Annotated in this window: 21 protein-coding genes, 1 rRNA gene and 1 pseudogene; 13 read left to right on the top strand and 10 right to left on the bottom strand. The window is 39.6% G+C overall.

All coding sequences use genetic code 11. From position 1 onward, the window contains the following. Window positions 1-218: 218 nt before the first annotated feature. Window positions 219-343: ribosomal RNA gene (gene rrf, locus AC1TO6_RS09685) — 5S ribosomal RNA — on the top strand. 479 nt (window positions 344-822) lie between these two features. Here rrf and AC1TO6_RS09680 read toward each other — a convergent pair. Beyond that, a complete protein-coding gene (locus AC1TO6_RS09680; RefSeq protein WP_482101393.1) occupies window positions 823-1,443 on the bottom strand; it encodes a hypothetical protein in 621 nt (206 codons plus the stop codon). A 228-nt stretch (window positions 1,444-1,671) separates the two neighbouring features. Here AC1TO6_RS09680 and AC1TO6_RS09675 point away from each other — a divergent pair, with 228 nt between their 5' ends. From AC1TO6_RS09675 to AC1TO6_RS09655, 5 genes are all read left to right on the top strand, one after another. Beyond that, on the top strand, window positions 1,672-2,499 hold the full coding sequence (locus AC1TO6_RS09675; RefSeq protein ID WP_482101392.1) for a YihY/virulence factor BrkB family protein: 828 nt from the start codon (window positions 1,672-1,674) through the stop codon (window positions 2,497-2,499). After that, a complete protein-coding gene (locus AC1TO6_RS09670; protein ID WP_482101415.1) occupies window positions 2,499-3,173 on the top strand; it encodes a response regulator transcription factor in 675 nt (224 codons plus the stop codon). Before AC1TO6_RS09675 ends, AC1TO6_RS09670 begins: the two co-directional genes overlap by 1 nt. After that, complete coding sequence (locus tag AC1TO6_RS09665) at window positions 3,170-4,549, top strand: HAMP domain-containing sensor histidine kinase (protein ID WP_482101391.1); 1,380 nt, start codon at window positions 3,170-3,172, stop codon at window positions 4,547-4,549. The genes AC1TO6_RS09670 and AC1TO6_RS09665 overlap by 4 nt, the downstream gene beginning before the upstream one ends. 75 nt (window positions 4,550-4,624) lie before the next feature. Beyond that, a complete protein-coding gene (locus tag AC1TO6_RS09660; protein ID WP_482101390.1) occupies window positions 4,625-5,023 on the top strand; it encodes a hypothetical protein in 399 nt (132 codons plus the stop codon). After that, a complete protein-coding gene (locus AC1TO6_RS09655) occupies window positions 5,023-7,143 on the top strand; it encodes an MMPL family transporter (RefSeq protein ID WP_482101389.1) in 2,121 nt (706 codons plus the stop codon). Before AC1TO6_RS09660 ends, AC1TO6_RS09655 begins: the two co-directional genes overlap by 1 nt. Window positions 7,144-7,190: 47 nt before the next feature. Here the strand turns inward: AC1TO6_RS09655 and AC1TO6_RS09650 are convergent, their stop codons facing one another. The 6 genes and pseudogenes from AC1TO6_RS09650 to AC1TO6_RS09625 form a co-directional block, all read right to left on the bottom strand. Then, window positions 7,191-7,535 carry a MaoC/PaaZ C-terminal domain-containing protein gene (locus AC1TO6_RS09650; RefSeq protein ID WP_482101388.1) on the bottom strand — a complete coding sequence of 115 codons (345 nt, stop codon included), beginning with the start codon at window positions 7,533-7,535 and terminating at the stop codon, window positions 7,191-7,193. Further along, a complete protein-coding gene (locus AC1TO6_RS09645) occupies window positions 7,532-7,927 on the bottom strand; it encodes an FAS1-like dehydratase domain-containing protein (RefSeq protein WP_482101387.1) in 396 nt (131 codons plus the stop codon). The genes AC1TO6_RS09650 and AC1TO6_RS09645 overlap by 4 nt, the downstream gene beginning before the upstream one ends. Beyond that, a pseudogene (locus tag AC1TO6_RS09640) lies at window positions 7,924-9,020 on the bottom strand (acetyl-CoA C-acyltransferase). Before AC1TO6_RS09640 ends, AC1TO6_RS09645 begins: the two are co-directional and overlap by 4 nt. Then, entirely contained in the window at window positions 9,016-10,482 is a 1,467-nt protein-coding gene (locus AC1TO6_RS09635; protein WP_482101386.1) for an AMP-binding protein, read from the bottom strand. Before AC1TO6_RS09635 ends, AC1TO6_RS09640 begins: the two are co-directional and overlap by 5 nt. Before the next feature lie 353 nt (window positions 10,483-10,835). Further along, window positions 10,836-11,387, bottom strand: a complete 552-nt coding sequence (locus tag AC1TO6_RS09630; RefSeq protein ID WP_482101385.1) for a biotin transporter BioY — start codon at window positions 11,385-11,387, stop codon at window positions 10,836-10,838. A gap of 158 nt (window positions 11,388-11,545) precedes the next feature. Then, window positions 11,546-13,678: a type IA DNA topoisomerase gene (locus tag AC1TO6_RS09625; protein WP_482101384.1), complete on the bottom strand. Its 2,133-nt coding sequence runs from the start codon at window positions 13,676-13,678 to the stop codon at window positions 11,546-11,548. Window positions 13,679-14,313: 635 nt separating this feature from the next. Here AC1TO6_RS09625 and AC1TO6_RS09620 point away from each other — a divergent pair. Further along, window positions 14,314-15,060 (top strand): gluconate 2-dehydrogenase subunit 3 family protein, encoded by a 747-nt coding sequence (locus AC1TO6_RS09620; RefSeq protein WP_482101383.1) that lies wholly within the window; start codon window positions 14,314-14,316, stop codon window positions 15,058-15,060. Window positions 15,061-15,134: 74 nt separating this feature from the next. After that, window positions 15,135-16,847 (top strand): GMC family oxidoreductase, encoded by a 1,713-nt coding sequence (locus tag AC1TO6_RS09615; RefSeq protein WP_482101382.1) that lies wholly within the window; start codon window positions 15,135-15,137, stop codon window positions 16,845-16,847. A gap of 488 nt (window positions 16,848-17,335) precedes the next feature. On the opposite strand, the gene AC1TO6_RS09610 is transcribed toward AC1TO6_RS09615, so the two are convergent. Continuing rightward, window positions 17,336-19,318: a methyl-accepting chemotaxis protein gene (locus tag AC1TO6_RS09610; RefSeq protein ID WP_482101381.1), complete on the bottom strand. Its 1,983-nt coding sequence runs from the start codon at window positions 19,316-19,318 to the stop codon at window positions 17,336-17,338. A gap of 382 nt (window positions 19,319-19,700) precedes the next feature. Between AC1TO6_RS09610 and AC1TO6_RS09605 the strand changes: the two genes are divergently transcribed. The 4 genes from AC1TO6_RS09605 (at window position 19,701) to AC1TO6_RS09590 (ending at window position 23,726) form a co-directional block, all read left to right on the top strand. Further along, on the top strand, window positions 19,701-20,333 hold the full coding sequence (locus AC1TO6_RS09605; RefSeq protein WP_482101380.1) for an FMN-dependent NADH-azoreductase: 633 nt from the start codon (window positions 19,701-19,703) through the stop codon (window positions 20,331-20,333). Window positions 20,334-20,476: 143 nt separating this feature from the next. Further along, window positions 20,477-21,034 (top strand): NUDIX domain-containing protein, encoded by a 558-nt coding sequence (locus AC1TO6_RS09600; protein ID WP_482101379.1) that lies wholly within the window; start codon window positions 20,477-20,479, stop codon window positions 21,032-21,034. A gap of 336 nt (window positions 21,035-21,370) precedes the next feature. Continuing rightward, on the top strand, window positions 21,371-22,627 hold the full coding sequence (locus AC1TO6_RS09595) for an MFS transporter (RefSeq protein WP_482101378.1): 1,257 nt from the start codon (window positions 21,371-21,373) through the stop codon (window positions 22,625-22,627). Window positions 22,628-23,117: 490 nt separating this feature from the next. Beyond that, window positions 23,118-23,726: an MOSC domain-containing protein gene (locus AC1TO6_RS09590; RefSeq protein ID WP_482101414.1), complete on the top strand. Its 609-nt coding sequence runs from the start codon at window positions 23,118-23,120 to the stop codon at window positions 23,724-23,726. 131 nt (window positions 23,727-23,857) lie between these two features. Here AC1TO6_RS09590 and AC1TO6_RS09585 read toward each other — a convergent pair whose 3' ends face one another. Then, entirely contained in the window at window positions 23,858-24,079 is a 222-nt protein-coding gene (locus AC1TO6_RS09585) for a helix-turn-helix domain-containing protein (RefSeq protein WP_482101377.1), read from the bottom strand. 9 nt (window positions 24,080-24,088) lie between these two features. Beyond that, on the bottom strand, window positions 24,089-24,571 hold the full coding sequence (locus tag AC1TO6_RS09580; RefSeq protein ID WP_482101376.1) for a DUF2975 domain-containing protein: 483 nt from the start codon (window positions 24,569-24,571) through the stop codon (window positions 24,089-24,091). A gap of 701 nt (window positions 24,572-25,272) precedes the next feature. Between AC1TO6_RS09580 and AC1TO6_RS09575 the strand changes: the two genes are divergently transcribed. Next, on the top strand, window positions 25,273-26,256 hold the full coding sequence (locus AC1TO6_RS09575) for a ring-cleaving dioxygenase (RefSeq protein WP_482101375.1): 984 nt from the start codon (window positions 25,273-25,275) through the stop codon (window positions 26,254-26,256). Window positions 26,257-26,262: the final 6 nt, after the last annotated feature.

Raw genomic sequence — 26,262 nt, 5'->3', positions numbered from 1 at the left:
TCAGCGCCGATGGTAGTTGGGGGTTTCCCCCTGTGAGAGTAGGACGTCGCCGGTCTCAAAGTAAAGTCATTGCCTTCGGGCAGTGGCTTTTTTTTGTTTTATTAGATTTTAACCGAAGGTTATATTGATCTGATCCAGTGGAATGCGAGAAAGGCGAGGGACGGTAGAGTTCGAGGAAGCGAAGGCAAGAGGATCGGAGCGTATGAAATACGTGAGAACCGGACGACTGAAGCTGACATAGAAATCTGCCGTTCATCGACTTTCGGAGCCCGAACACGGAAGTTAAGCTCGCGCGCCGATGGTAGTTGGGGGTTTCCCCCTGTGAGAGTAGGACGTCGCCGGTCTCAAAGTAAAGTCATTGCCTTTTAGGCAGTGGCTTTTTTTGTTGTTTATATTAAATTATAATTGAAGGTTGGATTGCTCGCGCGCCAATGGGTAGTTGGAGGTTCTCTTTGTGAGGGAGGGACATGTTTACTCTTTCCATGTAAAGTCGTCCTACTTATATAATTATACTTACTTCAAACAAAAAGAGTGACCCCTAAGGATCACTCTTTTTGTGCTGTCATAGCTGCTCGGAGGAGAAGAAAGGAAGTTTTAAATCCCATTACACCTGTTACCCGAGATTTTATAGATTGTTAATTGCTCATTATTGAACTTTGTAATTTAAGAAAGTTGAAAGTTTACCTTTTAGGTTTAAACGTTTAGCCTTGAGCTTTTTTTCAATTATTTAAGTTGATTGTAGTGCAGGGGTTTGACCCAGACCCTGCAAACGGGAAAACTTTCTTCTTTTTCGCTATAACAGCAAATCAAAATGGTTATGTACTAGTTAACAGTTATTAATGTACGCGCATTGATTTCGCTGAGTGCTACATCTACATCATCTTCGAAAGTATCAATATCAATTGCCATTTTCGTAGTTAGTTCTTTTACATTGATTGGATCAATCAATTTAGTTTCCTCAGATTCCCAAAACAGCTTTTTATAGCCTTCAACAGCGGTTAAGTCTGTTTTACCATCTTTAGAAATCATGTTATTTAGTTGCGTGTCTAGTCTATCTTGGGCAAGTTCATTATTTTCTTCTACGCGTACTTGAGATTGACCATAGTCATTATTCATTTTAAAAAGAAGTGATTTCTCTATTTCGATAAAATTCTTACGTTCAATTGCATCAGCAACCGTCATTTTAACCCCAGAAACTTCTACAATTGTTTTTGCATTGGATTCAACAATCGCTTTTTTGATTTGTTTTCTACGAGAAATCAAATCTTTAATGGATTGTAAGCTCTCTTTTGCTTCATTTTCGAACTCGTTGATTGTTTTGAAGCCGCGAATCGTTTCTTTTGGTTTTTTTGAAGCCGCAAAAGTAGTTTCACTAATTTTTTTTAGTATACGTGCATCCAAGGTTTTAAGTTCACGTAAAGCTTTAGTAATAGAGATATCCATCTGCAAATCACTCCTAGTTTTTACCTAACTATAAGTAATAGTCTACCGTAGTTAATGAAGCAGTTCAAGTAATCCTTTAATAGCCCAGTTGACCTTAGACTGGCTTAATGGATTAGTCGACCCCAATAAACCAAATTCTGCTATTGGAATTAATATTCATAATTAATTTTTGTGGTAATCCATTGGCTTTGTTTAGAATAGGGTATATTGGAATAGGGAGGTAAGCGTATGAAAATTATTGAAAATGTAATCGGTCGTTTTTTCAAGGAACGCTTTTTTGATCAAGCAGCGCAGACGGCATATTATCTTCTATTGTCGATGTTTCCATTTTTCCTTTTCATTTTATCCCTGCTTAGCTTATTTCCAGTTAATGAAGAAATGCTACTAACCTTTCTGAGACCCTTCGCCCCTGTTGAGGCATTCACTGTAATAGAAGACAATGTCCGAGCAGTTCTAAATAAAGGCCATGGGAAAATACTGTATGTGAGCCTGATAGCAGCATTTTGGGTTACTTCCATGGCTGTACAGTCGTTAGCTCGTTCACTTGATCTTGCGAATGGCCATGTACGCCGTTATGCATTTTGGAAAGTCCTTATCCGTGATTTGGGCGTCACACTCCTTTTTATGCTCGTTATCCCACTATCATTGTTTCTTCCAATTATTGAGAAAGCTTTATTCAAAGTAGTGACATACTACGATACAATTGAAGAATGGCAAGGTTGGCTTTATATTTGGCCAAATGTTAAATGGGGGCTGGGTACGCTCTTTTTACTTCTGTTTTTCCTTTTATTTTACAAAATTGTACCAACGAGCAAAGTTACATTTAAAGAAGCGCTGCCGGGTGCGATTTTTTTTGCTATTGGTTGGCAGTTATTTTCTCTAGTGTTTGGAAGCTACGTCTCGAATGTTGACTATACTCGTTTATATGGCCAATTGTCGGGTATTATCTTACTTGTTATCTGGTTTTATTTGACGGCCGTTATCATATTGTTATCAGGTTTATTAAACGCGGAATGGTATAAGTTATACGGTAGAAAGAAAGGGAATGTTTCATGATGAAAATACTTGTGGTAGATGATGATCCTAATATATTGGAACTTGTGTCTATTCAATTGTCTCAAGCGGGTTATACGGTTCTGAAGGCGTCTGATGGATTTAAGGCGCTAACGATACTAGAAGAGGAATTAGCCGACTTGGCAGTGGTGGATGTAATGATGCCAGGTATGGATGGGTATACGCTGACAAAAAGAATTAGAGCAGAGCTGGATATTCCGGTACTATTGTTGACAGCAAAAGGGGAATTAGAAGATAAGGAAAAGGGTTTTCTTGCGGGTTCTGATGATTATGTTGTAAAACCATTTGAACCAAAGGAATTGTTATTTAGAATAAATGCAATCTTACGTAGATACGACAAGGCGGTTGATGTGTTTATCCAGGCAGGCCCGATGAAAATAAATCGGCAGAGCTATGAAGTTTCCGTCGAAAAAAAGATACTCCTTCTTCCTTTAAAAGAGTTTGAATTACTTTCAGTTTTAGCATCACGACCGAATCATGTGTTCACAAGAGAAACTTTGCTTGAACGGATATGGGGTTATGATTATGAAGGCGATGAACAAACTTTGAGCGTGCATATTAAGCGGATTCGAGACAAGCTGGCGAAACTCACTGGGGAAGTGACCATCTCTACTTTGCGGGGTATTGGATATAAGCTTGAAGTGTCCTCGCTATGAGATCGTTATACGGGAAGTTTATTGCGACAACAGTGGTGATAATGATAGTGAGTACGCTCATCGCATTTCTCGCCATCAATACATATTACCATCAGCATTTGAAAGGGCAGAACGACGAGAAGAATATGAACATTGTAAAAAGCATTGTATCATTCATTGAGTCAAATAAGGATATCGATCTTGAAGATTATTTGGAAACACAATCAGCAGTCGGATATAAGCTCTATGTGGTCAATGAAAATCTAAAGTCTACTATGTATGGGGACGGATTTCGAGAAGAAAAACTTTCAAACGAAGTCATAGATAAGGTAATGAATGGTGAAGAATACCATGGGATGAGAGATCTCCCGAGCGAAACGTTTGTAACTGGCTATTTCTCGAATAAGTTGACAAACACAGTCGGAGTTCCGTTTAAGTATAACAACGAAACGTTTGCACTATTCCTACGCCCCGATATTAAAATGCTATTCACAGAAGTCCATTATATTTTAGGTGGAATGGTTTTAGTCATGGCTGTTTTCAGTTTGCTATCAATGTTATTTGTGGCTAAAAAGCTGATTGATCCAATTACGGAGCTGACTGCGGCAACAAAAAAAGTTGGCGATGAACAGTTTACAGGGACGCTCGATATTAACCGAAAAGATGAAATTGGGCAACTAGCAAAAAGTTTTCAGCTAATGACAGAGAAATTGAGTGAAAATGATCGAATACGTAAAGAGTTCATAAGCGATGTGTCGCATGATTTCCAGTCACCCTTGCTAAATATCAAAGGTTATGCGGAGCTTCTTTTTGACAATATGCTAACGGAAGAGGCGCGAAAAAGTTATGCATCTGTCATCCAATCAGAAACGGAACGATTGTCTTCATTAACGAAACAGCTGTTGCTACTAACTTCGCTTGATCAGTTAGCATCCCCACTTGAGATGAAAACCTTTGAATTGGATGTGCAGTTGAAGGAGACAATCCGCAAGTATAGATGGTTGTTAGAGGAAAAGGATATGACATTGTCGATGGATATTGCAGAGGTCCATTTTACTGGTGATCCTGCCTTCCTTGAAAAAGTATGGGAGAACCTTTTATCTAATGCGTTGAAGTATACGGAAATTGGCGGAGCGATTGAAATAGTGCTAGCAGAGGAGACGGACCACGTTATAATCCTTGTTCGGGATAACGGGATTGGTATTGAGGAAAAAGCACTGGCGCGCATCTTCGACCGTTTTTATCGGGCAGATCATTCAAGAACCCAGGAAACTGGAGGAACAGGACTTGGATTGTCCATTGTCCAGCAAGTCGTGAAATTGCATGGCGGGACGATTGAAGTAGTTAGTGGTAATGGGAGTGGCACAACTTTTACTATGAATTTTCCGAAGTTGTAATGTCCTGTTCATCTTCCGTTCATAAAGGAAGTCTAAGATAAATGTATAACATCAACAACATAGGGGGAATTTTGCATGCAAGAAAAATGGAGTTTACGGCTTATTCGTGTTTCTGCAATTTTCGGATTTATAGGAACAATATTAGGCTCACATATGGCGGGTTCTGGATCAGCTGCCTTCCGTCCAATCCACGCGCATATTTTATTGGTTGGCTGGTTGTCACTATTTGCTTGGGGCGTCTTTTACAAGATTTATAAAGTTCGAGCTAAAAAACTCGTCTCCGTTCACGGTTGGACTGGTATTATTGGTGCAATTGGTCTGACGACTGGGATGTGGTTGCAATTTATGCAACCATTTGGCATTAATTCAACATTTTCGCTTATTTTCTATATAATCGGTGGAACAGTCTTGTTAACGAGTTTTGCTTTGTTTGTCGTCATTACATTCATGACTGAAAAAGAAGGCAAACGATAATGGCAAATGAAAAACGAACCCGAAAAAGATTATGGGTATGGTCAGCTACTATCTGGATTTTACTTGCAATTGTTCTTTCTGCTTTTGCGCCCGGCGGCAATGAATTTGTCACTGCCAATAAAGACAGTGGATTGCCAGCCGATGCAGAGTCAATCATAGCGGAAAGGAATCTTGAAAAGTATTTTCCAGCAGATGGTGGATTACCCTTGTTTGCTGTCTTTCATACTGAAGACGGTTTAACAGACGAGGATCTTTTCGGATTTTCAGAAACACTTGAGTCACTTCAAGTCGATCCGACGTTAGGTGAAGTGACAGTAGTCCCGTTGACGAAACTTTCTCCGGACGTTCGGGCAACATTTCTTTCTGAAGATGGCAAAACATTTTTTGTACCTCTCACGTTAGCAGGGGAGCTAGAAAGTAAGGAACTAAATAATTTAGTTAAATCGATTAAAAAAGATGTAGAACCTAAAATAGATGAGGGTATTGAAGTATCATGGACGGGACCTGCTGGAATCGCTTCTGATGCAGTTGAATTATTTAGTAAAGCGGATGTCATTTTATTATTATCTACTGTTGGAATAATTCTCGTTTTACTGTTGGTCATTTATCGGTCCCCATTGTTGACACTAATCCCGCTTGCTGGGGCAGCGATTGTGTATGTCGTTGTTGACAAGATAATCGGACTGACGACACAGGCAGAATGGTTTTTAGTAGATAGCCAGGCACTGTCGATTATGACAATATTATTATTCGCAGTTATTACAGACTACTCTTTGCTAATCTTTTCACGCTATCGTGAAGAGCTAAAAAGATATGAGTCGGTTAATGATGCAATGACTGAAACGATGCGTCATGTAAAAGAACCAATTTTCTTTAGTGGGAGCACAATCATATTGGGAGTAGCAACATTATTCTTCGCCCTTTATGAACCGTACCGTAATTTTGCGCCTGCTTTTGCCATTGCAGCTATAGCAATGCTTATTGCAGGACTTACGCTGTTGCCAGCACTATTTGCATTGATTGGCAGAAGAGCATTCTGGCCGGTCATTCCAAAATATGGAGAAGTGCAAGAAGAGAAAGCATCCATTTGGGGAAAAGTTGCAATTAAGGTTACGAAACGCCCTGCCATGTTTATGGTTCCAATTCTATTGCTGTTACTAATCGGAGCGTGGAATGTGACCAATATTAAAGAATCTTATGATCTAATTGAATCCTTCCCGGAGGATTTGTCTTCTCGCATAGGGTATGAGCGACTCGGCGAATCATTTACTGAAGGAAGTTTAGCACCTAGTACTCTGCTTTTCGTTTCGAAAGAACAAATGGGTATGGAAGAAATGCTTGTTGCAATTGAGAAGCTTGAAAAACTACCAGGCGTTGAGAGTATTACTGCTCAAGGAAATCCTTCTACGGAAGATGGAAAAAGTGCTAAATTCTCCATCACATTTAAAGGCAATCCGTATGATAAAGAAGCACTGGATGCTGTGAAAGAAGTCCGCGCAAACAGTGAAATGATTTTAAGAGATGCTGAACTTACTGAAACGAAACTGTATGTCGCTGGAGAGAGTTCGAAAATTGCAGATATTCGAGATGTTAATAAGCGAGATACGATTGTTATTATGTCGATCATGACGGTACTTATTTCGATCATGCTTGGACTCCAAACACGTTCGATTATCGCACCGGTTTATATGATGGGCACAATTCTGTTGTCCTATGCGGCTACACTTGGTCTATCCCTCTTCCTATTCGACGTCTTTTTAGGACTGGAAGCAATCAGTTACCGAATTCCGTTATACACGTTTGTCTTCCTAATTGCACTCGGCGTCGACTATTCCATCATGCTTATTGCAAGAGTACGTGAAGAGATGAAGTCAATGCCGTTTGAAGATGCGGTTAGAAGGGGAGTCGATAAAACAGGAGGCGTCATCAGTTCTGCGGGACTTGTCCTGGCAGCAACATTCCTGGTGCTTGCGACAATGCCAATTTACGAACTTAAACTCTTTGGGTTTATCATGGCACTTGGTATTATTATCGATACGTTCGTTGTACGTCCACTTCTGATTCCAGCGATACTGATATTGTTAGGGAAATGGAGCTTCTGGCCGAGGAATATGAATTAAATTAGTCGAAAAAGTCACTTCCTAAATAAAATAGGAAGTGACTTTTTTCATGTTATTATAATCGATCCTTTAATAACAATTTGCTCTTCGCATATTCCTTCAATTTGAAGTCTATCTGCATCGTGTACGACCTGTAAAACTACGATGTCTTCTGCATGAATAGGCGAATAAAAATCAATTATATACTTCGATGGGAAGTCATTAGGCTTTAATAAATTGCTTGAAACCGCACTCCAAACTTTCCCCATTACCAGCATGCCATGGGCGATTCTTCCTGAAAATCCATGATTCTTTGCCTGACCATCATCCAGGTGGATTGGATTATAATCACCGGAAATTTCAGCATAGTTTTCAATGTCTTGCTGCGTCAAAAGTAACTTTATTTCAATCATACCAATTCACCTGAAACAAGTTGAGAGATCCCGCTGAAACACAAATCCCCTTCAAGATTGTATAGAAATAGTGTCTGTTTACTGAATGTATGTCCCTTTCTGACTTTCACATCCGATAATGAAATAAAACCGGTGTATACTTCATCAATGTACATTTTAATATGATTTATGCATTGTTGTTTACGAAGGATAACAGGCGCTTGTAACGTCCATGGTATTTCGAATGATTTATAGAGAGTCACTGGCATTACAGGTGGGATAGGGATTGTCCGAAATCCCAATTGCCGTGCACTCTCCTCGCTATCATAGACAGGATTTAAGTCACCGAGCATTTGAACATATTTCTGTACTTGTTCTTTTTGGAAAATGAACGACTGTTTTTCTGTTTTCATCCAATCACCTCAAATAACACTGCGAGTCCGACACCGCCAGCACTTCCAATGGAAGCAATCACATATTTCATCCCTTTTCTTCGTTGAACTTCATAAAATAGCCGGGTAACCAGAATTGCACCTGAAGCCCCGTAAGGATGTCCTGTTGTCAAAGCACCGCCGGATACATTTAGTTTTTGTAGGGAATCGATAATTCTTGCGCGCATGCAACAATTTTTGAAGCGAAGGCTTCGTTTATTTCAAACAAGTCGATATCCTCAATCGACAAACCGTTTCGAGTCAATAACTTTCGGATTGCTGGAACTGGAGAAATACCCGGATAATCAGGGTGTATTCCACTTACTTCACTGTCGACAAATCGTAGAACGGGTTTCATATGTAGTTCCTTGGCAAGTCCTTCTTCCATGACAACTACCGCCGCAGCCCCATCGTTAATACCACAGCTGTTTGCGGCAGTTACTGTACCGGCATCTTTTATGAAAATGGGTTTAGCGCGTGTTAACAACTTTTCCATATTGCGTTCTTTATAAAAGCTTTCGTCTATAGTCATTTCTCCGAATTCAATAATTTCAGGTTGATACAAACCTTCACGATAGGCATTCCAGCTACGCTTATAACTGAGGAGTGCATAATCATCTTGCATTTTTTTAGTGATTTTGTATTTTTGTGCGACATTTTCTGCAGCTACGCCCATATCAGGGTCGCCTAAATGGTCATGGGAAAATCGTGCTCTTTTTGGAAACGGGGAGGTACTGGTGCTTTCCACACCCCCTGCAATATAACAATTTCCTGCTTTTCCTTGAATGAAATGGCACGCTGTCCGAATGGCTTCAAGGCCTGCGCTGCACTGCCTATCAATTGTCATTCCAGTTACCGATAAAGGAAGCCCTGATTCCAACGCAGACAAACGGGCGATATTTCCCCCGGGCCCTATAACATTTCCAAAAATAATTTCATCTATTTCATGTGTTATCACCGTCGACAATACTCGGAGAAGTGGCGCTGCAAGAATATGAGGTTGGATATCCCGGAACATTCCGTCTTTTTTTCCTATAGGTGTCCGTTTCGCTTGTACGATTACCGCCCTGTTAATTTCTGACCACCTCGGTTTCGACTAATTGTTGAACTTGCATGCGGGCAATCTTGCCGCTAGTTGTATAGGGTATCTCTCCGACAAAAAACCATTTACGTGGAAGTTTGTAAGAAGATAGATTATCCATACAGAACTTTTTTAAGTCTTTCTTGGATGCATGCCCTTTTATGACGGCAACTGGTACTTGTCCCCAATACGAATTGTTCATGCCGATGACAACTGCTTCTTCGACATCGGGATGCCTCAGTAAGACCGTTTCGATTTCTTCAGGGAAAACATTTATACCGCCGTATAAAATCATGTTTTTCTCACGCCCGACGATATATAAGTAACCGTCATCATCTAAATAACCCATATCATCGACAGTTACCCAATTGTTTTCGTCTTTGATAGATTGAATGGCATGTGATTGTGGATGAATATAGCCATCAAAAATCATTGGGCTCCTGACAAAAATTGTACCTACTTCCCGATCGGATGCTTCATCCAGATGGGCGTTTCTGATTTGAATTTCAACGTTAAGAAAAGGTTTACCCACAGAACCAAGTTTGTCCTCATCGCTGTCATTACATAAAAAAGATACAAAACTTAGTTCACTCGCCCCATAAAACTCAAACATCCTAACATGAAGGAACTGCTCCTGGATTTTTCGTTTTGAATCTACTTCCCATTTTGCCCCCGACGATATGATCTGTATAGGCTTATCGATGATATAGTCTTCCAAGAGCATCGCTTCTACCATTGTTGGTACGACATACAGTATTGTTATTGGGTAGTTTTTGATGAAGTCCAGTGCAAGTAGAGGCGAAAACTTTTCTAATAGATAAATTGTTCCGCCTAGGTACAAAACACTGATGGCTCCGTAAAGAAAATGGGAATGGATGAGCGCACCTGGAATGAGAACATGATCAGTTTTGTCTATGTGGAAATCATGCCGGCTACATTCGAAACTAGCAATCCATGAATCATGGGAACGAATAAAGGCTTTAGGGACACCGGTTGTTCCTGAGGTGAAACCCATGTAAAAGGGTATTTCCCCTGTGAAATTTTCGCTCCAAGAAGAATCACACTGCAGGATTTGGTCTAAAGCATCTTCCCAAATAATGATGGTAAACTCCGTGCCCCTAATGTGTTTAGCCAATTCGGCGGTTGTTATAACAACTGAAGGGGACGAGATTACTAAACGCTGTTCAAGCTCTGTTGGTTTCCATTTAGCGTCAAATGTTGCGGCAATACGCCCAGCCATCGCAGCGCCTGTGAATAGTTGAAGAAAAGAAATACTGTTCGGCATGAAGATACCGATGACACCGCGGGTAGCAGTTATCGAATGTATCCAATTTGCTGTTTTGCAAACGACTGTATTCCAGTCGCGGTATGTAATGGATTCGGTAGAAGTTTGTATGGCTATTTTATCAGGATTGACAAAGACTTGTTGTTGATAGGAACTTGTAATCGTAGGCACATAAATTCTCCTTTTTGTAAGAAAAGCGCAAGGCGTTGTTTAGCGAGGCCACTGAAAAAATCCGATTTCCTTCAATCCCGTTGATTTCCGTTTCGAGCGGACGCTTTCCGCGGGCACGGCTTCAGCCTCCTCGTCACTGCGTTCCTGCGGGGTCTTCAGCTCGCGCTGTTCCCGCTGGAGTCGCCGCTCTCCACTACAATCAACTAGTTCTTACTATAAAAAGCACTTTTTCAGTGCCCTCCCGTTTAGCCCCGACACCGACCCAGGTAGAACACTTTTTACTTTTGCATCTGAACGAATTCCATAATTGCTAATTTTACCACAATATTCTCTATTATGAAATTCACTAATATTCAAGTGAAAAGTAGTTTTCTGTTGAAAACGGGATACTTCTTTAATTTGACGACTAGTAATGTTGCTAGTGTTGCTTTGATGAGATCGCCGGGCAAATAGACGAGACTCATTTTGACTGCAAGCAGCAGATCGATATTCATAACGAAAGCTTGTACAGGTATTCCAAACAAGTAAATAAGGAAAATACCAACAGTTAAGTTAATGGGCAAAATAGTAGCAACCCTTACTTCTTTGAAGCGAGACTGAATGGCCCCTAAGCAAAATGCTGTAATGGGATAAGATAGCAAATAACCCGCACTCGGTCCAACAAATACACTGAGGCCGCCCCGGCCACCTGACAAGAGTGGGAGCCCAGCAGCAACGAGTAATAAGAAAACGACTTGACTCATTGCGCCTAAACGAGCACCTAAAATCCCTCCGGCAAGCAAGACGCCAATCGTTTGGAGTGTAATCGGAACGGGTGTAAATGATAGAAAAATAGGAGGAAGTAAACCTAACGCTCCCATAATTGCAGCGAATAAAGCAACGTGTGTCATCTCTCTAATTTTCATAAGACATCCCCAGACATAGGTTAATTTAGTTGATATCGAGTATTTTAAGCTCAAACTATCAGTTGTGTCAACCTGAGTTTTTATTTTGTTAACTAATAAAGTCGATAAAAAAAGATACGCAACCCACAAATCTTGGGTTACATATCTTTTTTGGGAACTTAGAACTCTATAGTAATCTTACCGTTTACCAATGTTAAGGTTCCATCAAACTTTTTATCCGAATTGGAAGTGAAGCCTTTGATAACGTTGGTTTTTCCTTTTGTACAAAGAAGCTTTACTTGAGTAGGTGAAAGCTTTTTCTTTAAAAAAACAGCGGGGAAAGTCTGCTTGCAACCACTTGCGTATGCACTGCAGCCATAGAAATCTTTCCGCGCAACGATTGTACCTGTTTTGCATGCTGGACAGGGAACGATTCCATTCGTGACGATGGCGAGGGAAGCAGGGGAATTGGATATCAGTTTTGTATCAATCTTTTGAGATTTCAATTGTCCTGGTACTTCTTCCAATAAGCTGTAGATGAACTTTGCAATACTACCTAGAAAACGTTCCTGCGTTCCTTCACCGTTGCCAATCTTCCGCAAATAGGTTTCCCACTTGGCGGTCATAGATGGACTTGCAAGCAGATTCCCTTCAATTGCCTGGCAAAGAATACGCCCTTTATCCGTGATAGAAACAATGTTCTTCGTTACGTCGATGTAGTTATGCCTTTTGATTGTTTCGATGATTCCGCTTCGGGTCGCCTCTGTACCAAGTCCTTCTATTTCTTTCAAAATATCGGTCTCTTTTTTGTCCTCGACAAGTTTCCCACATGTTTTCATCATCGCGATTAGCTGACCTTCTGTATAAGGCTTAGGCGGCATTGTTTTGCCTTCTTTAATGCTGATATCACTTTCGACCGGTTCGCGCATCGTAAGCGGTGGTAGCGTAGGCTCGTCCTTGTCGTTTTCCTTCGTTGAACGGACAAACAATGCTTTCCATCCTTTATCCCGTTCTGTTTTACCGGTTGTGAAGAAAGGTAGCTTGTTGACGTCCGTTGTTACTTTTGTTTCAGTGTAGAGATAGTCGGTATGGAACATGGCGAGCGTCGTCCGGACAACTTCTTCGTATAAATTGCGCTCGATGGTAGATAGTCCGGCAATCACCCCTTGTGACGGAATTTTCTTCGTAGGAATGATTGCGTAATGCTCCTGTACTTTTGAACTGTCGACATACCTTTTTTTCGGAGCGAGTGATGCGACAGGGAAAGGGTGGCCGATGAGTCGTTGATAGTCGGTCACTTGTCCGGCCAGATAGGTAAATTCACTTGGTGTAATGTACCGGGAATCCGTCCTTGGGTACGTCACAAGTTTCTTTTCATAAAGCCCTTGCATAGTCTTCAATACATTGGCGGGACTGATTTTCCACAAGCGGTTTGCTGTAGCTTGTAGTGTAGACAACGCGTGTAATTGAGGCGGCGGCGTTCGCTTATCAACTGTTTCTACAGAGGTGACAACACCCGGTGAATTTGGTTGGATGTCATGCTTCGCAAGTAGGTCTCGGATAATTTCCCTTTTCGGTTCCTTTGCTTTCGCTTTCCCCTTGTACGTTCCATTTACGGCGGTAAAAGTTGCTTCGATTTCATAGAATGGTTCTGAAACGAATGCTTCAATTTCCTTTTGCCGCTGATAAATAAGGTAAACAGTTGGCGATTGGACACGGCCAATCGAAAATACTTCCCGAATTCCACGTGCTTGCAACAAAAGTGAATAAAGGCGAGAACCATTCATCCCGACGAGCCAGTCACTAATCTGCCGGGCCTTCGCTTCCTCGTACATGAGAAGGTCTTTGCGGTTGTCTTGTAGGTTCGCAAATCCTTTCCTCACTTCATCCACTTCGAGCGAATTAATCCAAAGTCGTTTAATCGTCTGATTTTTTGCACCCGTTTGATAATAGATACTATAGAAGATATTCGATCCTTCACGGTCGACGTCACAGGCGTTAATAACAGTATCAGTACCTTTAATCAGCTTTTTTACAATGGCGAACTGCTTGCCTTTTCCTTTTGCGACTTGAAACTCATAGTGTTCCGGCAAGATTGGTAAACTGGCAAGCGACCACTTGGCCCATTTTGGATCATACTCTTTCGGTTCTTTTAGTTCGACAAGGTGGCCGATTCCCCATGTAATATATGCACCTTCTGAAAATATCGGAGAAGGTAATAATTCCAAATAACCTTCATGCCGTCGCACAGAAAAAGCGTCTGCATACGCTTTCGCTTGGCTTGGTTTTTCGGCTAGGATGACTGGCTTCATGACAAGACCTCTTTCACTGATAAGGTAAAAACGTTAGTTCTACTATTATCGCATAATTCAAGGAGGTTTTCTAATGGAAGCGATATTGAACTGAGTCAATTTTATAGAGACTTCTGGCACAGCCAATTATTTTGCCCTCACAGATAACCAGATAGTGATCTGGTAGAAAAAATAATAAAAAATTGACTAGAGATAAGAAGGCGTGCGCCGGGAACCAAAATCGCCAAGAGTTGACTTTCATCATGAAACAAATGATTTAGTTCACAAGGAAAAATCTAAAAACATTTAATATATAAAAAGATTATTCTCCAAATTATAATAGTAACCACAAAAATCTAACACAATAGTGTAAACAAAAGGTAGAAAAAAGTCGATTTTTGTGGTATACTGTATGAGCATTTCGAGATAGAGATCAATAAGATAGTGGGTCTTCTATCTTAAAAAATGTCGAAAAATGTTAATATTTGTCGAAAAATATAAACTTATGGTAATGAGTTTGTAAGTTTTTTTGTGCGGAAACTTATGATTCATTATGTGTCATAAAAAAATACTAGATTATAAAAACCCTTTTTTTATTATGAATTAAAAATAGAACTTTCACTATTTTTTTTGGGGTTTATTAGGAGGGGCAAACGATGGCGGACAAAAAGACAGCGAATAAATCTACTCGCAGAGATTTTCTTAAAAAATCTGGTTATGTAGCCGGTGGAGTTGTTGGTGGTAGCGTTTTAGGTGGATTGCTCGGAACTCAATTGGGGGAAACTAAAGAAGTTTCTCCAGTTGCAACCAAAGTACAGCAGTATGATCACGCTCTAGAATATTTTACGAATCGAGCGGATTTCATATTGCTAGGACAGGCCACAGAGCGAATTTTTCCTGAAGATGAAAATGGACCAGGTGCGCTTGGTCTAGGAGTTCCTTATTATATCGATCACCAATTAGCAGGTAAGTGGGGAATCAATGCGAAAGATTATAGACAGGGACCCTTTCATGTGGGAGAGGCTGTTCAAGGTTATCAAACACAATTAAAGTATCATCAGGTTTTTGACTTAGGAATAGAAGCAATTGAGAATCATAGTCAAGCGACATTTAAAGAGAAATTTACAGCATTAGAGGGCGAACAGCAGGATGAGGTCTTAGTAGCTCTTGAAAATGATAAAGTGAAGATACCTGGTCTTAAATCAAGCTTCTTCTTTGAAATTTTACGCAAAGCAACTTTAGAGGGTGCGTATGCTGATCCACTTTACGGTGGGAATAAGGATATGCAAGGTTGGAAGATGAAAGAGTATCCTGGTGTTCAAATGACTTATTCGGCTGAACAAGTGGCATCTAAAGAATTCATTGAAGTTGCACCAGTGAGTCTTCATGACAGACTAAACTAATTATTATATAAAATAATGAAGCTAAATAAAAAAGCTTCATAAAATACGAACAGCAGGAAGAGGGGTTATTCATTATGGTTACGAAACTACCTAAAACAGATGTTGTAACGGTAGGTGTAGGCTGGACAGGCGGAATTATAGCTGCTGAGGCCAGTAAAGCAGGTCTAAAAGTTGTCGGATTAGAACGTGGTGGAAATCGTGGAACGGAAAACTTTGGTATGAAACATGATGAACTGCGCTATGCAATACGCGGTGAATTGATGCAGGATTTATCGAGAGAAACGTTAACATTTAGAAATAATGGTGGTCAGCGCGCATTACCAATGCGTCAATATGGATCCTTCATGTTAGGAAATGGTGTTGGAGGAGCAGGTACACATTGGAACGGAATGACCGACCGTTACAACCCATATGACTTTGAAATTAGATCAAAAACGGTTGAAAAATATGGTGAGAAGAAAATTGCAGATGGGCTACTCATCCAGGACTGGGGAATTACCTACGACGAAATGGAGCCATATTATACGATGTTTGATAAAATGGCTGGTATTTCTGCCGACGAGACGCCTCTACGTGGGAAACGTTCGGAACCCTTCCCAAATCCAGCATTGAAACATGGTCCTGAGCTTGATTTATTTAAAGAAACAACGAAAAAAATGGGACTGGATCCTTTCACCATGCCAGCAGCGAACAACTCACGACCTTATCAAAATCCAGATGGTCAGCATTTAGCTGGTTGTCAAATGAACGGATTCTGTGAACGTTTCGGTTGTGAATATGGTGCAAAAGCAAGTCCAAACGTTACGGTTATCCCAACAGCATTGAAAACTGGTAATTTTGACCTTCGCCCGTATTCTGAGGTCATCGAAATTTTACACAAAGATGGAAAAGCAACAGGGGTTATTTATGTCGATACACGTTCAGGTGAGAAATTTGAACAACCTGCAGATATTGTTGCAATAACAAGTTATACGTTTAATAATAATCGTTTGTTACTCAATTCAAAACTTGGTACTGCCTATGACCCTAAAACGCAAAAAGGTACAATTGGGAAAAATTACTGTTACCAAATAATCGTAGGTACGAACGGATTCTTTGATGATCGTAAATTTAATACTGCAATTGGTTCAGGTGGACTCGGTGCAACATTAGATAACTATAATGCTGATAACTTTGACCATACAGATCTTGATTTTATACATGGTGGAATGATTACCATTAACCAATCAGGAAAAAGACCAATTGAGAACAACCAAGTTCCTCCTGGTGTACCAAGCTGGGGTAAAGAATTTAAACAGCAATCGTTAAAATACTATAACCGTATGATTAACGTTCACACGTATGGAGCAGTTATGCCTCATGTGAATAACTATTTGGATTTAGACCCGACATATAAAGATATACACGGTAAACCACTTGTTCGCATGACGTTTGACTTCTCGGAAACGGACCGTAAACGTGGTGAATTCCTAAACAACCACACTAAGAAAATCATGCAAGAAATGGGAGCAACACATGTCTCTGACAATGAGTCACTTGAGCACTATGACATAACAAAATATCAAGCGACACATAATACAGGTGGTGTAATCATGGGAGCGGATCCTGAAACATCTGCTGTCAACTCTTACCTACAAATGTGGGAAGCGGATAATGTTTTCGTTGTTGGTGGATCAGCATATGCTCACCAAAGTGGTTACAATGCGACTCATACTTTAGGAGCGCTTGCTTACCGAGCATCAGAAGGAATCATCAAATATAGTAAAGAAGGAAACATGCTAGTCTAAGCGTGTTAAATAGAATCGGACTCAAATCCGATGAACATATTTGTTTACCCGACCGAGTAAGTGAACAAGAGTAGTTCCTGTTCGTTTTACTCAAGTACTTGTGAACATATTACGAAGCACACCGACCCTTTAAAGGGTTGGTGTGTTTTTTTAAATATAGTAGTAATAGGAATGGAAAAGAGTAAGGAATCCATGAAATAATACCTTCTTGGATGATAGGTAAAGATTAATATTTGACAAATAATTTGGTTACTTGTTAGGAAGTGATTTAGTTTTCAACTGCTATGATGGCTTACTTTTAAGCTACATTATACAAAGAAGGTTTTCTAGGTGAGCAGATAAGGTTCCTGTCACCTGTCACAATGTGAAAAAAGAAGTCAACCAAGAATTAACCTGGCTGACTTCTTTTCTCTAAACAATGTTTCACTTCTTTTTTAAAAGAAACTAATATGGATTTTACTGTTTTTTAATAGTGACGCTTGCTTATTTCAAAGCTTAAAATGACGAACCAGCTCATGTAGCTCATCTGCTAAGTCGGATAGTTTCTCTGATCCCATCGCTACTTCTTCCATCGAGCTACTTGATTGTTGGCTTGTTGCAGCAGTTTCTTCGACGCCGGCAGCTGACTCTTCGGAAATTGCCGCAATTTCCTCAATCGAGCTATTCAACTCTAGGCTGTTTCCTGCAATATCGGATAAATTCTCAGCAATTATTTTAATATTATCCACCATTTCCGTCACAGCATCGTTAATGCCATTTAAAGTATTACTTGTCGTATTAATATGGCGAGTTCCTTGTTCGACTTCTTTGTAGCCTCTTTGAAGCGAATCGGTTACATCTGATGACTCTGTTTGAATATTGTTAACAATACCTGTGATATCCGTTACTGAAACAGATACTTGTTCTGCAAGTTTTCTTACTTCATCTGCAACTACAGCGAACCCTTTTCCATGTTCTCCAGCTCTTGCAGCTTCAATCGCTGCATTTAAGGCTAGGAGGTTCGTTTGCGCAGCCACTTCTTGAATAACAGAAACCAACTTAGATATCTCTTGCGTCTGATTGTCGAGGTGATCCATCTTTCTAACGGCTTCTTGAACGATTTCTTCGATTTTCATCATTTGGTTCTCTGAAGATGCCATCAATCGTTGTCCATCATTTGTCAGGCCAAGTACTTCTAAAGAGGATGTTTGTATTTGCCCTCCTTTTTCACTCGTTTCTTGTGCTTTTGTAGCAAAAACGCCCATCGTATAAGCTAGACTACTAGCATTGTCTGCTTGTTTTTCCGTTCCAGATGCAATATCCTGCATCGTCATAGCAATTTGTTCCGATCCTGTTTTTACTTCTATTGCTGATTGGGTTAATTCTTCACTTTGTGCTGAAACACTGAGAGAAGCGTTAGCAACTTGTTGAAGTGTCTCATGAAGTGTGTTTTTCATAACTTGCATCGCTTCCGTTAATTGCCCAATTTCATCATTTCGGTTACTTTCTCTTATTGCAACTGTTAAATCACCTTTAGAGAGTTCCCCCATCAATCCAGCTATATATTTAATTGGATTCGAAATCGTTTTACTGAACTTAATAGATACAATCAGCACAACCAACAATGTCACGACTGTAATAACTAATGCGATTAACAGAATTTGTTGCTTCGTGTCCTCAATAACAGATATGTCTTGATTGATGCCGATGGCGCCAATAATCACACTTTGCGTTGGATCATACATCGGGATATAGGAATTCAGACGTTCGCCATTACTCTCGGAGATTGCTTCTCCATTCTCTACAGAAGATAATATTGAAGCATGATCAATGGCCTTCCCGACATTTTCCTCTTCGGAAGAGACAACAACCGTTCCGCTTTTATCATAAAGATCGATTGTCACGCCTTGCAACATCTCGTTCAATTCCTTTAGAAAAGCACCGTCAACACCCGTTTGTAGGGTTCCAATCACTGTATTATTGTGGATTACAGGTGCAAATGCACGAACGGATAGACCGCTTGAACCAAACTCGAATCCGGAAATCGATTGGCCATCTAACGCAGATTGAATTGCTGAAAGTCCGCTCTTGTCATCACCATGCTTATCTGGATTATGCCCACGTAACGAAACAATGCCTGATGTATTTCCGAATTCAAATACATTAAGTCCATGTTCCTCCTGAAGACGAGGGTAAATTTTCTCGACCTCTTGTAGTAGTTCATCACGCTTTCCTGTTTGCAAAGCTAAGACAAGTTCTTCATCTGCAGCATAAATCGATGTAACATCAAGTAGGGCTTCGGAAGCCTTGTTGAATTGCGTTTGAATGGTATGCTCCATCTCTTCCTGCTGATTGGTAATCAGTTTTGTAAATCCTTGTTCCATTGCATAATAAATCACGAGAACCGTAATTATTAATGGAATAATTGTTAACGATAAAAAGATTGCGAGCAACTTTTTGTTTAAGCTGTTTGGATTAAATATTGTTTTCATTTCAAAATTCCTTTCATATCTGTTCAAGGCTTCAGATCAATAGGTGATTCTTCTAACATCCCATTTCTTTCTACCAATATCTAATCATAATCGCTATATTAGTAACTGTCACTTGAAAGTGTTATTTTTCACAATGAAATCACGGTACATATGGGCAATACCATTTGAAACGATAGTTAGAGAGTTTTGGAGAATGGTTGAACACTCGGGCGATTTTGCTTGCCCTATGAGAAGGGTGTAAAATACTTTACGCATTTCGTTTGTGAGACGAACTGACTGGCACTGGAAGTAAACTGAAACAAATGAGTTGATATTTACCTCGAATTCATATAGTATGAATTCGAGGTAATCACAATAATGATTTAAAGAGGAGATTAATAAAATGAACATATTAGTAGTCAAAGCAAATAACCGCCCAGCATCAGAAGCTGTATCAAGTAAAATGTATGAAACTTTCATGAATAATCTTGAAGGTGTAAACGTAACGACTTACGATGTATTCGAAGAAGATATGCCTTATCTTGGTCAAGAATTATTCGACGCTTTCGGTAAAGTACAATCGGGCGAAGAAATGACAGATATCGAACAACGTCTTTTAGCTGCAAAACAAAAAGCAATGGATGCATTAACAGCGGCAGACATCGTTGTTTTCGCCTTCCCATTATGGAACTTAACAATCCCGGCTAAACTACATACATTCGTCGACTATGTATACCAAGCTGGTTACGCATTTAAATATGATGAAAATGGACAAGCTGTACAATTAATGACTGACAAAAAAGCTGTTATTCTAAATGCGCGTGGTGGTATTTATTCAACACCGGAAGCAGCACCAATGGAAATGGCTGCTAACTATATTAAAAATGTCTTTGGTGGCGTATTTGGTATGGAAATTGTGCAGGAAGTTATTATTGAAGGTCATGCATCCGCACCTGATCAAGCAGAAGCGATTATTGCTGAAGGTTTAACAAGAGTGGAAGCTGTCGCTAAAGAGTTATCTGCAGTATTGGTTTAATATCAATCGGTTGTATATGATAGTCATAGGAATGATATCATTGTATTGGAAATTCAATACAAATAAGAAAGCACCATTGGGAATATCCTGAATGGTGCTTTTTGTTTATCCGAATATCAAAACAATAATATGGAGGTTTTTATATGGAAATGAATTATTGCCCGAACTGTGGGGAAGTGTTAGAAGTGCGTATTATTAATGATGAAAAGTATAAAGCGTGTCCAAGTTGTTCGTTTATTCATTGGGGAAATTACAGTATAAGTGTTGGAGCTTTAGTCATAAAAGATGAAAAAATGTTGCTCGTCCGCCGTAAAGATAATCCAGGGAAAGGAAAATGGACAAACCCTGGTGGTTATATCGGGCAAACAGAACTCATTGAACAAAGCATCATACGCGAAGTATTAGAAGAAACAGGTGTAACTGCAAAAGTGAAATCAGTCGTAATGTTGGGGGATTATCCAGGTCGAGTACATAACGTCTATGTTGGATTTGCGATGGAGTATGTAGAAGGGCAGCCACAACCAGATGAAGTTGAAGTAGATGGTGCAGACTTTTTCTCATTGGAGGAAATGGAGTCAATGGATGTTGCAGATATGACGCGGGGACTGGCCCAAATCGCTTTTGAACAGCAAGCCGTTGGATTAAAATTAAATCCACTGCCGAAAACAATATTTAATGGCTACACTTTTTTTAATATATAGGAAGGCACTAAATCGCATTCAATAGCACATGAATTCTTTGTTAAGTAGAAATGCCGAAAATCGGGTCTGATGGTTTCTAAAAGGCGATCAATTGCTTGGTGGTTGCATTAAATATACTTTACTATTCCCCAACAGATGAAGGAGCAAATTAACCAAGTTTGAAAGTAGCTTGACCTTTGTCGTTCACATAAAAGAAGTAGATAATTTTAAAAAAGGTAGACACATATACATATATCCCATAAGATTTAAACAATTCTATTAAATCAGGTGCTATAATATTGATGGAAGGTAAAGGCTTGTGAAATTGGTTGTGTCAGCTTAAAGGGGTTATGGAAAATGTACAGTAAGGCAGTAATTGGGATGTATATGAACTACTTTTTACTCGGAATGGTGAATGTCATTTTGATTTCAAATATGGATTCATTAACAAAACAGTGGAATACAGATAGCGCGGGTATTAGTTATATTATTGCTGCAATTGGCGTTGGGAAATTATTTACCTATGCAGGTGCAGGCAGATTATCAGACCGTTTTGGTAGAAAACCATTAATTATTTTTTCTAGTCTCATGATGGGGATATTTCTTTTTAGTGTACCATTGGCGCCTAGTTATCAGATTGCAATTTTACTAGCGTTTTTGGCTGGAGTGGGAAATTCAGCGATGGATGCGGGGTCCTATCCAGGTTTAATAGAGGTTTTTCCGAATTCAGCAGGATCAGCAAGTGTAATGGTAAAAGCATTTATGGCATCTGGTACAGCATTGCTTCCATTTATGATTTTGTTTTTCGCCAATCGGGATATGTTTTTTGGGTTTTCATTTTTTGTACCTGCCGGATTGTATCTCTTGGCGATGCTGTTTTTACTGACGGCTTCGTTTCCAAACCATCGAATCGTGCAGTCAAGCGCATCAAAGCAGGACAGTGGCGAAGGGAATCGGTTCATTTCCGAACCGATATTTTCAAAAGAAGGGCTAGCGCTTGTTGTTATCGGTTTTACTTCTACAGGTTTGTTCACTGTCGCCCAAATTTGGCTGCCGTCTTATGGAGAGGAAGTTCTTGGGCTGTCGACGGCGAGTTCAATCAAGTTATTGAGCTATTATAGCATCGGTTCACTTTTGTCGGTCCTGACGCTAGCAGTAGTGTTAAAAAAATTCGTAAGACCGGTTACAGTTATCGTGATTTATCCTATTATTACATTCATGGCGATTATTACAATTTTAACGATTAAAATTCCTAGTGTCGCTATTGTTGCTGCTTTCTTCATTGGTCTGTCAACCGCAGGTATTTTTCAATTGGCAATTGCCATTATGACTGAGCTATTTTGGCAAAAAAAAGGGCGAGTGACGGGAGTTATCGCAACAGCTGCAGGATTAGCTGCTGTTGTTATGCCTCTTGCAACAGGGCTTCTTTCGAAAACCGGCAATATATCAATTATCTTTATATTCGATGCGTTTCTTGCGGTCATTGGCTTCCTAGCAGCAATATTTGTATATTATCGTTACGGAAAAGTAATTTCCAAAAATTCTAGAAACAAAATGCCTGTCGAGAATGAACAAACAATTACTGGGAATACCGCGGTGAATAAGCGCATATAGGAAGAAGAGTCTCTAATTTGAGAGAAAAGCCTTCCCACATTCTTCAAACTTCAAATATGCGAAGTGAAGAAGTACATATGGAGTAATCATTTCAAAACGTAAACCGAAAACTTATGCGGTTTGCGTTTTTTATTTTATTTTCCACGTTTTTAGAAATTCGATTCTATTTCAAAGTTTTCGTAATAATACCTCTTTGATTTCAGTAATAGAGAGCTAGTTCTATCATAATCGCATAAGCTAAATATGGTGCTAACTTGGTGGTTAAACGGCAAATGGTTTCAATTCACATGAAAGTTCTAACAAAAAAACATAGCCTGCAAAATAGAAAAGAGAAATTTTGTTAATTAATAACGCTAACTATACGTGGTGGTTTTGGCAATGGTATAGTTTTGGTAATAGATTTTTTACGATAGAATAGGGGGTAATTCATAAAGTGGGGAATAAGGATTCTATTGAGCTGAAAAACTTTTCTATTGGATCACCGAAACTAATGAAATATGATGGTGGGAAGGAAATGAATACCGGAATACGCAAGGGAACAGTGGAAGAGGCTTTTTTAACAAAAGAAGGATTTCGCGGGGATGGCGTCGCCGACTTACGTTTCCACGGTGGCCCTGATCGTGCCGTTTGCTTTTATCCATATGAACATTATTCGCAGTGGGAACAAGAATTTGGAACCCCTTTACCTGCCGCAACCTTCGGGGAGAATTTAACAGTATTAAATATGTTGGAAGCAGATGTTCATATTGGCGATATCTTTAGGCTGGGGGAGGCGGTTATCCAAATCACACAAGGCAGAATTCCGTGTAGTACAATTACTAAGCGAACGAACCTCGCATTACTTCTAAAACGAATGGTGGAGACAGGTTTTACAGGCTACCTCAGCCGTGTTTTAGAGGAAGGAACAGTTAGACGAGATTCCAAGATAACATTGATCGAACGGCATCCTAAGCGGGTGTCAATCCTGTTTGCAAACGAGACTTATTTTCATAACCCTAGAGATATTGAAGGTATTAAAAAGATACTAGACGTTTCGGAATTGGCTGGAGAGTGGAGAGAGTCATTAGAAAAGCGGCTAAATAAATTAACAAGTTTATAGCAGTAAAGATAGGCTATTAGAATCGTTTGCATAGCTAGAATTTAAACACCACGCCACAAGTGCGAGCACTTGTGGCGTGGTGTTTTTTTCGCGTTTTCGCCAGGAAGCATCTCTTTTTCCTTTCAACTTTATTAAACTTGGGTGTCTTCATCATTTCGGTATTCTAAAATATCTCCGGGCTGACAGTCCAAAGCCTTACAAATCGCTTCTAGAGTTGATAATCGAATCGCTTTTGCCTTTCCATTTTTCAATATAGAAATGTTAGCCATTGTTATCCCAACTCTCTCTGAAAGTTCTGTTACGCTCATTTTCCTTTTTGCCAACATCACATCAATATTGATTATAATCGCCATTTTTTCACCTCAGACTGTTAAATCATTTTCAGATTTTATCGTAATAGCTTCTTGCAAAAGTTTTTGGAGAACAGCAGCAAAGACTGCGATTACCAATGGAGCAAAAATAAAAAGCATTCCAAGCAATACGACACCCGGAGCGTCATCTAACTGCGCAAAGATAAAGAAGAATGGCAGTCCAATGAGATGTAAGCCACTGATTGTGATTGCGCAATACTTTATATTTTTCAAAGCTTTTACGGATATTTCCGAGAATGCTTTGTTCTTGTCAATATAACTTAACAGTTTAAAGGCTTGATACAATGCGATGAAATACGGTATCGCCGACACATACATAACGGTTACAAAGCCATATACCACATAAGCGAACTCCGAATTACTTTCTGTTGCATCTTTCGCTAGTATTGGCAACGCAAATATACATATAGCAAGGATTGGGAGTCCGAGAAAAATAACAGCTATTTTCAAAAAGTTTGTTGAACCTCGTTTCATAAAAAGCACCTCACCTCTTTATTGTTGGTTTTATTTTAGCATGGTATTTATCGTTTAGCAATAAATATTTATTGCTATGTAAATAAATTGTTCTCACTCACTGGCGATTAATCACAACAGGATTATCCCAAAGATTGTGGCAAGAAGTGACGGAGTCACTTCTTGCCACACTTGCCCCTTGGTAAAAGTGTCGTGATTAATTCGCCGAAAGCGGGTCGAAAATATTCCGGTGAAAATGTTGGTTTTCAGGGTCTACTCGCCAGCGCCTTTTGCAAGTATATGTTTAATCAACATAGGTGTTTAGATAAAAATAATAAGCATGCCTCATTATGTGAACCTCTCTATAACTTCAAAATAGTAAATCACTACACCTGTTATTAACTACGAAATATAAGTAAATACCAAGGATTCTCTACAAATACAAACTAATTAGATCTAAAGTGTTGACAGTTGTAGTGTATTCATGTTAAATTTAGTTTGAATTCAAGATGCTTGAATTCGAGGTAATTGGAATAAATGCTATAAAAGAGTGAAACAATTGAATATGGCTCCTAAAAAGTTGAATATCGTTTCTGCAATTTATGAAACGATTTGAAAAGATTCAGCGAAGTATAAATTGAAACCATCAGAGTCATGTATTGATAGGAAAGAAATTATTAAGTACACACCTTGAATCCAAGGAAATCAAAGGAGGAAACAAAATGAACCATTTAAAAGGAATTCACCACGTAACAGCTATCACAAGTAGTGCAGAAAAGAACTATGAGTTTTTTACATACGTATTGGGAATGCGTTTAGTAAAGAAAACAGTCAATCAAGATGATATTCAAACATATCACCTATTCTTCGCAGATGATAAAGGTTCTGCTGGTACGGATATGACATTTTTCGATTTCCCTGGTATTCCAAAAGGCACACATGGAACGAACGAGATTTATAAAACTGCTTTCCGTGTGCCGACAGACGCAGCACTTGATTACTGGGTGAAACGTTTTGATAAGTATAAAGTGAAAAATAATGGTATCGAAGAAGTGTTTGGTAAGAAAACAATTTCATTCGTGGACTTTGATGAGCAACAATATATGTTGGTTTCTGACGAATTTAATGAGGGTATTGAATCAGGAACGCCTTGGCAAAATGGTCCTGTACCATTGGAGTTTGCAATTACAGGATTAGGACCGATTCATATTCGTATCGCACAATTTGATTATTTAAAAGAGGTTTTGGAGAAAGTGATGTTAATGCGTGAAATCGCACAAGAAGGTCCAATGCATTTATTTGAAATGGGTGAAGGTGGGAATGGCGCGCAAGTAATAGTGGAGCATAATACGGTTCTCCCAGAAGGTCGCCAAGGCTATGGTACAGTTCATCACACTGCCTTCCGTGTAGAAGATACGAAAGTATTATATGAATGGATTGACCATATGCAAACTGCTGGTTTCGGTACTTCCGGGTATGTGGATCGCTTCTTCTTTGAATCTTTATATGCACGAGTAGCACCTGGCATTCTTTTTGAATGGGCAACAGATGGTCCTGGCTTTATGGGGGATGAGCCTTACGAAACAGTAGGGGAAATTTTATCATTACCACCATTCCTTGAAGGAAAACGGGAACAAATTGAGGCATCAGTGCGACCAATCGACACGGTACGTAGCACACTTAAAATTGACAAAGAGTACTTATAAGGAGGT

It is taken from the genome of Sporosarcina sp. Y352, from assembly GCF_056786535.1.
Note: the sequence above shows the minus strand (reverse complement) of the source record. Positions and strands in the feature narration are given on the sequence as shown.